General features: G+C 38.2%; 8 protein-coding genes and 3 pseudogenes. 7 read left to right on the top strand and 4 right to left on the bottom strand.

The genetic code is table 11. The features are described 5' to 3' along the window. Positions 1–270: 270 nt before the first annotated feature. Positions 271–477, top strand: a complete 207-nt coding sequence (locus QMQ21_RS19330) for a hypothetical protein (RefSeq protein ID WP_000265678.1) — start codon at positions 271–273, stop codon at positions 475–477. Positions 478–698: 221 nt separating this feature from the next. Here QMQ21_RS19330 and QMQ21_RS11080 read toward each other — a convergent pair. Both QMQ21_RS11080 and QMQ21_RS11075 read right to left on the bottom strand, forming a co-directional pair. Then, positions 699–2,092, bottom strand: a pseudogene (locus QMQ21_RS11080) (IS3 family transposase). A 1,030-nt stretch (positions 2,093–3,122) separates the two neighbouring features. Beyond that, positions 3,123–3,650 (bottom strand): DUF4148 domain-containing protein, encoded by a 528-nt coding sequence (locus QMQ21_RS11075; RefSeq protein WP_000858870.1) that lies wholly within the window; start codon positions 3,648–3,650, stop codon positions 3,123–3,125. A gap of 78 nt (positions 3,651–3,728) precedes the next feature. Between QMQ21_RS11075 and QMQ21_RS19325 the strand changes: the two genes are divergently transcribed. Beyond that, on the top strand, positions 3,729–3,935 hold the full coding sequence (locus QMQ21_RS19325) for a hypothetical protein (protein WP_054388471.1): 207 nt from the start codon (positions 3,729–3,731) through the stop codon (positions 3,933–3,935). Positions 3,936–4,274: 339 nt separating this feature from the next. On the opposite strand, the gene QMQ21_RS11070 is transcribed toward QMQ21_RS19325, so the two are convergent. Continuing rightward, positions 4,275–5,123, bottom strand: a complete 849-nt coding sequence (locus QMQ21_RS11070; RefSeq protein WP_261814451.1) for a putative RNA methyltransferase — start codon at positions 5,121–5,123, stop codon at positions 4,275–4,277. A 150-nt stretch (positions 5,124–5,273) separates the two neighbouring features. Between QMQ21_RS11070 and QMQ21_RS11065 the strand changes: the two genes are divergently transcribed. Both QMQ21_RS11065 and QMQ21_RS11060 read left to right on the top strand, forming a co-directional pair. Then, on the top strand, positions 5,274–5,552 hold the full coding sequence (locus tag QMQ21_RS11065) for a DUF6110 family protein (protein WP_166735750.1): 279 nt from the start codon (positions 5,274–5,276) through the stop codon (positions 5,550–5,552). A 1-nt stretch (position 5,553) separates the two neighbouring features. Next, positions 5,554–7,613: pseudogene (locus tag QMQ21_RS11060) on the top strand (heavy metal translocating P-type ATPase). A gap of 77 nt (positions 7,614–7,690) precedes the next feature. On the opposite strand, the gene tyrS reads toward QMQ21_RS11060, so the two are convergent. After that, positions 7,691–8,947, bottom strand: coding sequence for a tyrosine--tRNA ligase (gene tyrS / locus QMQ21_RS11055; RefSeq protein WP_000546884.1), 1,257 nt, complete (start codon positions 8,945–8,947; stop codon positions 7,691–7,693). Positions 8,948–9,088: 141 nt separating this feature from the next. Between tyrS and pbp1b the strand changes: the two genes are divergently transcribed. The 3 genes and pseudogenes from pbp1b to dapD all read left to right on the top strand — a co-directional run bounded on the left by pbp1b (position 9,089) and on the right by dapD (position 13,460). Next, the gene (pbp1b, locus tag QMQ21_RS11050; RefSeq protein ID WP_054388468.1) at positions 9,089–11,554 is read left to right on the top strand and encodes a penicillin-binding protein PBP1B; all 2,466 of its coding nucleotides are present in this window, start codon (positions 9,089–9,091) and stop codon (positions 11,552–11,554) included. A gap of 64 nt (positions 11,555–11,618) precedes the next feature. After that, positions 11,619–12,531: pseudogene (locus QMQ21_RS11045) on the top strand (DMT family transporter). A gap of 230 nt (positions 12,532–12,761) precedes the next feature. After that, on the top strand, positions 12,762–13,460 hold the full coding sequence (gene dapD, locus QMQ21_RS11040; RefSeq protein WP_000127477.1) for a 2,3,4,5-tetrahydropyridine-2,6-dicarboxylate N-acetyltransferase: 699 nt from the start codon (positions 12,762–12,764) through the stop codon (positions 13,458–13,460). The last annotated feature ends 59 nt before the right edge of the window (positions 13,461–13,519 follow it).

Here is a 13,519-nt window from a genome sequence, read left to right as displayed (position 1 = left end):
TGCTCTTTGATTTTCATTGAGTATAAGATACAAGATTTATACTAATACATTTTGTAAAAAAGCGAGTTTCAATTGAAATTCGCTTTTTTAAATGCTGTGGATTTTGGTTAATTCTGTCTAAAAATAGGGAAATCCTAGATACAGTTAAGGCTTAAAATGCTGGTTTTTACTGTCTTCAGCCTTATATTTCTTCGTAGTTGATTACCTCATATCTCTTGTATTCGCTTATATAAAGTATTATAATATAATTGTAGGAAAGAAGGTGTTTTTATGTGGAAAAAATATTTTTCAAAATATAAATGGACGGATTTATTTTGGATTTTATTTGTTATTTTGACCTGCCTCTATATAGGTAACCATGATTTGTTTCCTCTCAATCATCAAGAAATCTCTCTTCGAGGTAGTTTCTGGGGGTCTGTACTTGCCTTATATCACTTGCTATTTATTGATAAGTTTGTTATCTCGAATCGAAAATAAATATGAGGTATATGCCTGACTGGCTACTTTTAATATTGATTTTGGAGGAAGATTTTGTCTCTATTATTTATTATTTTAAATTTATCTATTTTGTACAAGATTTATTCTTTGAGACGGGAAAAATCGAAATACTTGATTTATACGGCCTATATCATATTTGGGGTAAATGTACTATATGGTATTCAATGGTTATTAAAAGAACTGATTTCAACTATTTCCACTTAATATGTATGGAAACTCCAGTGATTTTTGCATAACAAAACGCATAAGATTAAGGATTTAGTTCTGTATTGTACAGGACTGAGTCCTTTTAGTTTTACCTTAATTCGTTTATTGTTGTAGTAATCAATATAGTCTACAATGGCTTGTTCCAATTGCTTAAGCGACTGAAATGACTTCTCATAACCATAAAACATCTCCGATTTCAGAATGCCAAAGAAGGACTCCATCATACCATTGTCTGGGCTGTTACCCTTACGTGACATGGATGCTTGAATTCCCTTACCTTCAAGAAACTGATGATAAGAATCGTGTTGGTATTGCCAGCCTTGGTCACTATGGAGAATCGTATTCTCGTAGCGTTTCTCTGTGAAGGCCTGTTCCAACATCGTTTTTACTTGTTCTAAGTTGGGTGAAGTTGAAAGATTATAGGCGATAATTTCGCTATTAAAGCCATCTAAAACTGGTGATAAGTAAAGCTTTTGAGAACTTGCTGGAATGGCAAATTCTGTCACATCTGTGTAGCACTTTTCCATTGTTTTAGAGCCTTCAAATTGACGTTGAATGAGATTCTCTGCCTTCTTACCCACATCTCCTTTATGAGAAGAATATTTTCGTTTCTGTCGCATTTTAGCTTGTAAATTGAGTACTTTCATCAAGCGTTGAACTCTTTTATGATTTACCAGATAACCACGATTTCTTAGTTCTAAATGAATCCGACGATAACCATAATTTCCCTTATGTTCGATAAAAATGGATTGAATTTCAGCTTTAAGCTCTTGATTCTTATCTAGTTTGTCTAGCTGTTTCAAGTGATAGTAGTAGGTCGAACGAGCTAATTTAATGGCTTTTAGAAGAATATCTAACGAAAAATCAGTCATTAATTCTTGAACAATTTCTGTCTTTCTTCTTTCTCTTTTTCCTCCTTCAATCGGAGTTCTCTTAACTTTTTTAGGATGGCATTCTCCGCTCTCAGGTACTCATTTTCTGCTTGAAGACGTTCTAATTCTGTTCTCTCTTCAGGTCTCTTTTTTGGCTTACGTCCCATTTTAGGTACTCTCCCTCTTATTTTCTCAACAATAGTATACCCGTTTTTCTTGTATTGTGCTAGTCAATTAAGAAGTATCGTACGACTTGGGAGGCCGTATTCAAGAGAAACTCTATCTTTAGTCCAGCCTTCATGTAAGACTTTATGAATCATTTCTTGTTTTAAATCAGGAGAATAGTAACGATTTTTTCCTTTTTTGACGAACTCTATTCCGTAACGATCAATCAATTTAATCATGTACCTAATATTAGAATTGTTTATCCCAAATTTATTTGAAAGCTTCTCTAAGCTATATCCTTGTTTTCTAAGTTCATAGATCTGAACTTTATCATCATGAGTTAATTTCATAATAAAAACACCCCAAAAGTTAGATTTTTTCTGTCTAACTTTTGGGGTGCAGTTCATTCACTAAATTACCGTTTTTTTATTTAAATTCTATTAACTACCTATTACTATTAATTACCCTGAGGCCATCGTTTATAAATTGACCCAAAACGTCAAGTCCGTTATAAATAAAGAGTCCTCAAATTATAGATGAAATAATAATACTTGCACAAATAAAATATGTACGTTTTTTTTCATTCATAATATCGATTACCTCCTAAGTTAGTATAGACTAATAGTTGTATAGACTAATAGTTCCGTTTTGATTAAATGGAACTCTATAATATGATGTACCTCCAATAGTACCTCCAAATGTAAATCCAGCTCCTAACAACTCTGCTTTAACTTGAGCTGAACCACTACTGTTTATAGCTGCTGTTAAAGTACCATTATAAGCATACTTTATACTTGTTGTGGGGTATCCTTTTGGAGACCAAACATCAACGTTTTGTCCTTCAATATATGTGTTTGTAATAGAATTTGTTATTCCTAAGTAATAACCTTGAACTGAGTTAATCTGACGGAAAGAACCCTCATTATATAATTCAATGTTTACACTAATTGAACTGTAGTTCTAGCAAATGTTGCACTTCTTTTTAATGTATGTGAGGTAACTGTAGCGCGAGAAAGATCTGGGATAAGTTCGATAGTTTCGACAACTTTTCCAGTATCACTATCAAGAACAGTTGCGACTTCTTTGAATCCTGATTTTGAATAGATTACTTCTGGATTAGGGATATTATAATCCAGAAGTAAATGTTAGTTCATTGAATTTTATGACAAGATTATTATTAGTGTCGGCATTTACAGAAATAGGCAAACAAAATAATGCTAAACAACTAAATAATAGAGTAACTAGTATTTTTTCATGACAATCACCTACCATTCTTTCATAACTAAGTTGGATATTAAGAGTTGATAATTATAGTTTGTACATTGGAATCATCTGCTTTCTTATAGGAATATTAATTGAATAAGGCAATTTCTTTAAATTTTATTTAACGTAGTTCCAATAAAAGTTTATTCCTGTAGATGTTGGGTTATCTCTATCTACAGCAATCACGTATTCCAATCCCCAACCATTTCTAGCCGCTGTAAGATACATATCGTCAGATAAATATTTTAAGGCCGAATACACATTACCTATACCAGGGAGCATTCCTACTAGAGTCCCAGCTGGATCACTAGAAAGTGCTATCTCTTTAACTTCTGAAGGACTTAATCTTCGTATAACAGTCCTCATAATAGTTCTATCCATTGAATTTCCTTCAATTTCAACGAAGTTTAAAACATCTTTAGTAATTTGTTCTTGTTCTTCAACACTTAAATTAGATGAATTGAATACATCCTGTAAACTATAAACTTTACTTTCTTCAAGAACAAGTCGCTTAGTCTGGAGTCTTGCATCATGAGATTTTGGTGGGTGTGCCACACTTTGCGCAAAGGCAAGAGACGGTGAAGCGAGACTAAGAGTTAAGATACCTGCAGAAATAGCAACTGCAAAAAATTTAGTAGTTTTCATGAGCTTTTCTCCTTTTTATTTGTATTCACTTACATTTTATCATATAATGTAAGTGTAGTAAAGAAAGAAGGTGTTTTTATGTTAAAAAAATATTTTTCAAAATATAAATGGACTGATTTATTTTGGATACTATTTGTTATTTTGACCTGCCTCTATATAGGTAACCACGATTTGCTTCCTCTCAATCATCAAGAAATCTCTCTTCGAGGTAGTTTCTGGGGGTCTGTACTTGCCTTATATCACTTACTATTCATTGATAAGTTTGTAATTTCGAATCGAAAATAAAGATTAGAATTATGCTTGACTGTGTACTTTTAGGATTTATTTTGGAGGAAGATTTTGTCTCTATTATTTATTATTTTAAATTTGTTTATCTTGTACAAGATCTATTCTTTAAGGCGGGAAAAATCGAAATACTTGATTTATACGGCCTATATCATATTTGGGGCAAATGTACTATATGGTATTCAATGGTTATTAAAAGAACTGGTTTCAAAGATTTCCACTTAATGTGTATAGAAACTATAACAAAACGCATAAGATTAAGTTTTTGAGCACCTGTTCTTATGCGTTTTCGTAATATTGAAGATTTTCGGTAAGTTTTATACCTTTGGGAAGTATAGTTTAGAGTACTTTCCCAACCAGAATCTCTGCTTCAATGGTAATCTCTGTCAGTTGGCTCCAGTCAATCTTGCTCTGGTCGATGTGAAAGAGGAGAGGGGTCATACTGAGCAGGGCTTGAAGTTGCTCTGCTGTGATAGGCTTAGTCAGAGAGGCCGTTTGGCTAGATAGGATGGTAAAGTGTTCTTGGAAATGATTTTTGATATCTTGGTTGGAATAGTCCTTGTTTGTCAGTTGGTCTTGTACCTTCTGACGGATTTCCTTGAGGTGATTTTCAGTTGGGATAACCTTTATCAAGATACCGTCTTTGGATAAAACGCGACGAAATTCTCCATAGTTGGCAGGCGAAAAGATATCAAGCAGAATGTCCATGCTGGCGTCTTTTATAGGAAGACGAGCCAAGTCACCAACGAACCAATTGACTGCCCAGTTGGGTTCGCTCTTGGCAGCGATTTGGACTGAATCTTTGGAGATGTCAAAGGCATAGAAAGTTTTTTCAGAGTGACTTTCTTGGAGTTTTCGAGAGTAGAAACCTTCGCCACAGCCAATATCCAAGATTGTTGTGGTAGTTTTTGAGCTTGCAAGCAAGTCAGATACAGCATTTAAAATAGCTTGGTAAAAGTGGCTTCTAGGATTTGTTGCTAGGTTTTGAAAGTTTTCCTTGTCGTAGTTGGTAGATTGCTTGATTTGAGGTGCCAGATTGACATAGCCAAATTTAGCCAAGTCAAAAGAATGGCGATTGTTACATTTGAGACTGTTCTCTAGCAGAGTCAGATTTTCTTGACAGATAGGACAGGCAAAGGCAGTCGCAGAAGCAAAACGCTGAAGTTTGGGTTTGAGATTTGTATTCATAGTTTAAGTGTATCAAAAGAGGCAAATGAAAGCAACTTTAGGATGATTTGTAATAGAATTAAATAGTAGTATCATTACTTTTCAAAGTACCAAAATTAAATTGCTTTTATATCCAAAATGCTATATAATAATGATAAGGAGGAAATAAGTATGTTAAAAGAAGTATTAACCGTTGCAAAAGTTGCGAAAAAATCTTCATTATTTTTGGGTGGTGTCGCATTTGGTACCCTTGGTTTGAAAATCTTAGCAAGTAAGGAAGCTAAAAAAGCTTATTCTAAAGCTTTGGCTAAGGCTTACAAGTTGAAAGACGAGCTAGATGCATCTGTTTCTGTTGTGAAGCAACATGGAGACGATGTCTTGCAAGATGCCAAATATTTGTACGAGCAAGAGAAAAAAGAAGAGCAATTAGATAGCCTTATAGGTGAATAATATGTCTTTTAAAGTGCTACATAGAGGATACCAACATATCCGACTATCATCTTCTTTTTCACTTACCTTGGATATTCAAGACTATCTTCGTTCCTTGGCGAGAGATGAAAAGGGGATTGAGTCTATCCAGTTTTACATGGATCAACAGCACTTTACTCTACGCATAAAAGAAGGCTTTTCTGTATTAGATAATGCAGAAGCCTTTTTAAAAAGAATTGATAAAGGGAAAGTTTCTGAGTTGATGACTCTTCCCATTCGTAGAGAAGAGAGTGCTTATTCTATTGTTTCAGGTGCAGCGGTTAAGCGTGTACTTTTTCGTAGTTTTGTGCCGTATCCTATTCGCTATATATGGACTTGTTATCAGGCTTTGGGTTATATTAGAGAAGCCTATCAAACACTAGCGCGTAAGGAACTAACGATGGAAGTCTTGGACTGTTCGGCTATTTTATTGTCTTTGTTTATGAACCAATCCAAGACAGCTAGCAATATCATGTTTATGCTTGATTTGGGGAATCATTTAGATCAGTGGTCCTTGAAAAAAACTGCAACAGATTTAGAACAGAGTCTTCTTGCAAAAGAGAGCGATGTATTCCTAGTACAGGGCGATACGGTTGTTAGTATCAAGAGTTCCGATGTTCAAATAGGAGATGTCTTGATCTTATCTCAAGGAAATGAAATTCTGTTTGATGGGCAAGTAGTTTCAGGTTTAGGTATGGTCAACGAAAGTTCCTTGACAGGAGAGAGTTTTCCAGTTGAAAAAGAGAGTCTGATTTGGTTTGTGCAAATACAGTATTAGAAACTGGAGAGTTACGCATTCGTGTAACAGATAATCAGATGAACAGCCGTATTTTACAGCTGATTGAGTTGATGAAGAAATCTGAAGAAAACAAGAAAACGAAACAACGCTATTTCATCAAAATGGCGGACAAGGTCGTCAAATATAATTTCTTGGGGGCTGGGCTGACTTACCTATTGACAGGTTCTTTTTCTAAGGCTATTTCTTTCCTATTGGTCGATTTCTCCTGCGCTTTGAAAATCTCTACTCCTGTAGCTTATTTGACAGTTATCAAGGAAGGGTTGAACCGTGAAATGGTGATTAAGGATGGAGATGTTCTGGAGAAATATCTGGAAGTTGATACTTTCTTGTTTGATAAGACAGGAACAATCACAACTAGTTATCCTATAGTTGAAAAGGTGTTACCTTTTGGAGACTATAGTGAGGAAGATATTCTCAGAATCAGTGCCTGTCTTGAGGAACACATTTATCATCCTATTGCTAATGCCATCGTCAAGCAAGCTGAGATAGAGGGAATTGAACATGAGGAAATGCATGGGAAACTCCAATATATCGCAAGCAAGGGGATCAAATCTCATATAGATGGCCAACCAGTTCTTATTGGGAATTATGTCTTGATGCAGGATGAGCAGATTCATATCAGTTCAGAACAAAATGCTTTAATTGAAGAGTACAAGAGTCACTACAATCTCTTATTCTTAGCCTACCAGAATGAATTGATTGGAATGTTCTGTATTCATACTCCTTTGAGAAAAGAAGCAAAAGCAGCCTTGGAGAAACTTAAGGAACAAGGGAAAAAATTGATTCTGGCAACAGGGGACACCTTGGTTAGGACAGAGGAATTAGTCAAAGATTTGCCCTTTGATCAGGTTTATACAGACTTGAAACCTGATGGGAAATTTGAGTTAGTAGAGGAACTGCAGAAAGCAGGTCACACTATTTTGATGGTTGGAGATGGCTTGAATGACTCAGCGGCTCTAACCCTATCAGATATTGGTGTGGTGATGAATGAGAGTGCAGATATTTCTAAGCAGATGAGTGATATCTTATTGTTAGATAATCGTTTGGATTTCTTCCAAGAGTTGGATTGGCTATCATCATCTTTGCAAACACTCATCAAGAAGAATATTCAAGATACCGTTGTCGTAAATAGTAGTTTGATTGGCTTTGGCTTGTTTAATTGGCTCAGTCCTTCAAATCTTTCTATCTTACATAATCTAACAACCTTACGTATTGTACTGCGTAGCCTGTCTATTAAGGGATAGGTGGGGACTATTAACAGCAAAAAGGAGTTACCTTTCTCGAGGGTAACTCCTTTTTTTATAGGTAAATGTTGAACAATTTAGTAAGTTAATACAAAGTATTTTTTCTTTCCACGACGGATAACAGTCAGTTCATTCTCTAACTTATCTGCGTCACTCAAGACATAGTCAAGGTCTTGGATACGGTCGCCGTTGACGTAGATAGCTCCGTTTTGGACATCTTCACGGGCTTGGCGTTTTGAGTTAACCACACCAGATGACACGAGCAGTTCCACGATATTGTGGTTTTCGTCTGCTTGAACTTGGTAGTTTGGCACACCACGAAGTCCTTGTTTAAGTTCTTTAACAGAAAGGTTTTTGATGTTTCCTGCAAAGAGCTGCTCAGTGATGTTGAGGGCTTCTTTGTAGGCTTCTTCGCCGTGAACAAGTGTAACGACTTCACGAGCCAAGACTTTTTGAGCCAAGCGTTCGTGTGGCGCTGCTTCAAATTGTTTACGAATGTCTTCAATCTCATCAAGTGACAAGAAAGTAAAGATCTTCAAGAAGCGAACAGCGTCAGCGTCCATAACATTCATCCAGAATTGGTACATTTCGTATGGAGAGGTCTTTTCAGGATTGAGCCAGACTGCGTTTCCTTCTGATTTACCAAACTTCTTACCAGTTGCATCTGTGATAAGCGGAACTGTGATAACGTGTCCAGTCTTGTCAGCTTTACGACGAAGCAATTCGGTACCAGCTGTCATATTTCCCCACTGGTCAGAACCACCGATTTGAAGAGTGACATTATGGTCTTGGTTAAGGACGAAGAAGTCGTACCCTTGCATGATTTGGTAAGCGAACTCAGTGTAAGAAATCCCTGTTTCAATCCGTTTTTTCACAGACTCCTTACTCATCATGTAGTTGACAGTGAAGTATTTTCCAATATCACGGAGGAAGTCAATGAAGCTGATGCTGCCAAACCAGTCGTAGTTGTTGACCATGACAGCCTTGTTTTCCCCATTTTCAAAGTCAAGAAAACGAGAAAGTTGTCCTTGGATAGACTTGACCCAGCCATCTACTGTGTCTTTTGTTTGGAGACTACGTTCAGCATCTTTGAAGGACGGATCTCCGATGAGACCTGTAGCACCGCCAACGAGCGCATAAGGTTTGTGACCTGCTAGTTGCAAGCGACGACTTGTCAAGATTGCGACAAGATGGCCTAGGTGAAGGCTGTCAGCAGTTGGATCGTAGCCAGTATAATAAGAAACTTGACCTTCTTCTAGGGCTTTACGCAAAGCTTCTTCATCAGTCGTTTGAAAAATCAAACCACGCTCTTTTAGCTCATCAAAAATGTGCATGTGTCTTTTCTCCTTTTTAAAATTATTGTTTCTACCTATTGTATCACAAACTTGGGCAATAGCCTAGCAGAATAGGGAAGAAAGTGGCTATTTTATTGAAAGTTTCCCTTTTGTGGTATAATAGATAGAGTGAGGAAGTCCATGCAAAATCAATTAAATGAATTAAAACGAAAAATGCTGGAATTTTTCCAGCAAAAACAAAAACATAAAAAATCAGCTAGACCTGGCAAGAAAGGTTCAAGTACCAAAAAATCTAAAACCTTAGATAAGTCAGCCGTTTTTCCAGCTATTTTACTGAGTATAAAAGCCTTATTTAACTTACTCTTTGTACTCGGTTTTCTAGGAGGAATGTTGGGAGCTGGGATTGCTTTGGGGTACGGAGTGGCCTTATTTGACAAGGTTCGGGTGCCTCAGACAGAAGAATTGGTACATCAGGTCAAGGACATCTCTTCTATTTCAGAGATTACCTATGCGGATGGGACGGTGATTGCTTCCATAGAGAGTGATTTGTTGCGCACTTCTATCTCATCTGAGCAAATTTCGGAAAATCTGAAGAAGGCTATCATTGCGACGGAAGACGAACACTTTAAAGAACATAAGGGTGTAGTACCCAAGGCGGTGATTCGTGCGACCTTGGGGAAATTTGTAGGTTTGGGTTCCTCTAGTGGGGGTTCAACCTTGACCCAGCAACTGATTAAACAGCAGGTGGTTGGGGATGCGCCGACCTTGGCTCGTAAGGCGACAGAGATTGTGGATGCTCTTGCCTTGGAACGCGCCATGAATAAAGATGAGATTTTAACGACCTATCTCAATGTGGCTCCCTTTGGCCGAAATAATAAGGGGCAGAATATTGCAGGAGCTCAGCAGGCGGCTGAGGGGATTTTCGGTGTCGATGCCAGTCAGTTGACTGTTCCTCAAGCAGCATTTTTAGCAGGACTTCCACAGAGTCCCATTACTTACTCTCCTTATGAAAATACTGGGGAGTTGAAGAGTGATGAAGACCTAGAAATTGGCTTAAGACGGGCTAAGGCAGTTCTTTACAGTATGTATCGTACAGGTGCCTTAAGCAAGGACGAGTATTCTCAGTACAAGGATTATGACCTTAAACAGGACTTTTTACCCTCGGGCACGGTCACAGGAATTTCACGAGACTATTTATACTTTACAACTTTGGCAGAAGCTCAAGAACGTATGTATGACTATCTAGCTCAGAGAGACAATGTCTCCACTAAGGAATTGAAAAATGAGGCAACTCAGAAGTTTTATCGTGATTTGGCAGCCAAGGAAATTGAAAATGGTGGTTATAAGATTACTACTACCATAGACCAGAAAATTCATTCTGCCATGCAAAATGCGGTTGCTGACTATGGCTATCTTTTAGACGATGGAACAGGTCGTGTAGAAGTAGGGAATGTCTTGATGGACAACCAAACAGGTGCTATTCTAGGCTTTGTAGGTGGTCGTAATTATCAAGAAAATCAAAATAATCATGCCTTTGATACCAAACGCTCACCAGCTTCTACTACCAAGCCTTTGCTGGCCTACGGTATTGCTATTGATCAGGGCTTGATGGGAAGCGAAACGATTCTATCTAACTATCCAACAAACTTTGCTAATGGTAATCCTATTATGTATGCTAATAGCAAGGGAACAGGAATGATGACCTTGGGAGAAGCTCTGAACTATTCATGGAATATCCCTGCTTACTGGACCTATCGTATGCTCCGTGAAAAGGGTGTTGATGTCAAGGGTTATATGGAAAAGATGGGTTACGAGATTCCTGAGTACGGTATTGAGAGCCTGCCAATGGGTGGTGGTATTGAAGTCACAGTTGCCCAGCATACTAATGGCTATCAGACCCTAGCTAATAACGGAGTTTATCATCAGAAACATGTGATTTCTAAAATTGAAGCAGCAGATGGTAGAGTGGTGTATGAGTATCAGGATAAACCAGTTCAAGTCTATTCAAAAGCTACTGCGACAATTATGCAGGGCTTGCTGCGAGAAGTTCTATCCTCTCGTGTGACAACAACCTTCAAGACGAATCTGACTGTTTTAAATCCTACTCTGGCTAATGCAGATTGGATTGGGAAGACTGGTACAACCAACCAAGACGAAAATATGTGGCTCATGCTTTCGACACCTAGATTAACCCTAGGTGGCTGGATTGGGCATGATGATAATCATTCATTGTCACGTAGAGCAGGTTATTCCAATAACTCTAATTACATGGCTCATCTGGTAAATGCGATTCAGCAAGCCTCACCAAGCATTTGGGGGAACGAGCGCTTTACTTTAGATCCTAGTGTAGTGAAATCGGAAGTCTTGAAATCAACAGGTCAAAAACCAGGGAAGGTTTCTGTCGAAGGAAAAGAGGTAGATGTTACAGGTTCGACTGTTACCAGCTATTGGGCTAATAAGACAGGAGCGCCAACGACCAGTTATCGCTTTGCTATTGGTGGAAGTGATGCGGATTATCAGAATGCTTGGTCTAGCATCGTGGGGAGTCTACCAACTCCATCAAGCTCCAGCAGCTCAAGTAGTAGTTCTAGCGATAGCAGTAACTCAACTACTACACGACCTTCTTCTTCAAGGGCGAGACGATAATTCTCTAAATGAAGTGGCCAATCAATGGATTGCCACTTTTTTCCTTTCGTGTTACAATAAGGGTATGAATCAGTATCAGAAAAAGATTGTTAACGGAAAAATTTATTCGCTCCTATCCTAGCTTAATATGGGGAATCTGTGGAATTTTAGGAGAGTACTTCTTTACTCATTATCAGGTGTCTTCGGGCTGGATTACCTCTATGCGTTTGACACTGGCAGGGAGTCTTGTACTCATTTGGTCTGCAATACAATTAAAATCGCAAGTGCTAGATATTTGGCGAGACAAGAAAAATTACCTGCCCTTTTTAGCCTATGCTATTTTGGGGATTTTTTCAGTTCAGTATTTTTTCTATCTCTGTGTAGAATACTCAAATGCTACGACAGCAACTATTTTACAGTTTATTAGCCCTGTCTTTATCCTCTTTTACAATCGCTTGGTTTATCAAAAACGAGCGTCAAAAAGCGCTGTTTTCTATGTTTTGGTTGCCATGCTGGGTGTTTGCTTGATGGCGACAAAGGGAGATCTCTCTCAGTTATCCATGACACCACTAGCCCTTGTGACGGGCTTACTGAGTGCTATGGGTGTTATGTTTAATGTTATCTTGCCCCAGCCTTTTGCGAAGCGCTATGGTTTTGTACCCACGGTTGGGTGGGGGATGATTTTGGCAGGTTTATTTAGCAATGTTCTCTCGCCAGTGCATCAGCTTTCCTTTACTCTTGATATTTGGAGTATCTTGATTTGTCTCATTATCGCTTTCTTTGGGACGGCTTTTGCTTTTTTTATTTCCATGAAGGCGGTGTCCTTGGTTTCTCCTTTGGTGGTTTCCGTTATCAGTGCCAGTGAACCTCTCTCTTCTGCTCTCTTGAGTGTTTTGTTCTTAGGCCTGGTAGTGGATTGGTCACTCCTTCTAGCTATGGCCTTGATTATTTTACCCATGATATTTTTGTCTATAGAAGAAGCGAAAGAAAGTAGATAAAAAGTCTTTTCTTAATTCTAAAAGTGTGCTATACTAGAATAGTCAATAAAACACGGGGAGATAGTTGTGAAGAGTGTTTTTAGGTTGTATCGGTAGGGGTTTGCTTTTACCGACAGCACGTTTTATCTCACATCCCTAAAAAATCATACCTAAAAACAGACAAAAAGGCTTCAAATTTGAGGCTTTTTTTGGTAGAATAGTTATCATTATAAAGAATGAGAGGTTTTTTTATGACTGCTACAAAAATGAATGCTCAAGAAATTATCCAATTTATCGCTAATGCTGAGAAGAAAACCAGTGTGAAAGTAACTTTTGAGGGACAACTCGCAACTGCTGTACCTAGCTCGGTTGTTAGACTAGGGAATGTTTTATTTGGAGACTGGAAGGACGTGGCTCCGCTTCTCAATGGTTTGGTAGAAAATCAAGACTATGTTGTTGAGCAAGATGCTCGCAATTCTGCAGTTCCTTTGCTAGATAAACGTGCTATCAACGCTCGTATCGAGCCAGGCGCTATTATCCGTGACCAGGTAGAAATTGGTGACAATGCTGTTATCATGATGGGAGCTGTTATCAATATCGGTGCTGAAATCGGTGCAGGAACCATGATTGACATGGGGGCTATCCTTGGTGGCCGTGCCATCGTTGGGAAAAACAGCCACGTTGGTGCAGGTGCAGTTTTAGCAGGTGTGATTGAGCCAGCTAGCGCAGAACCAGTCCGTGTTGGAGACAATGTTCTTATCGGTGCCAATGCAGTGGTTATCGAAGGAGTCCAAATCGGTAGTGGTTCAGTTGTCGCAGCAGGAGCTATCGTTACCCAAGATGTTCCAGAAAATGTAGTAGTAGCAGGTGTTCCAGCTCGAATTATCAAAGAGATTGATGCCCAAACTCAACAAAAAACAGCGCTAGAAGATGCGCTTCGTACCTTGTAATTGTAAAAGAAAAATAGAGGCGGAACCCTTTTCCAGCCTCTTTCTGCTATATGGGAGGA

It is taken from the genome of Streptococcus bouchesdurhonensis (assembly GCF_948472335.1).
The sequence above is the reverse complement of the archived record's forward strand: the minus strand, read 5'-3'. Positions and strand labels throughout refer to the sequence as shown.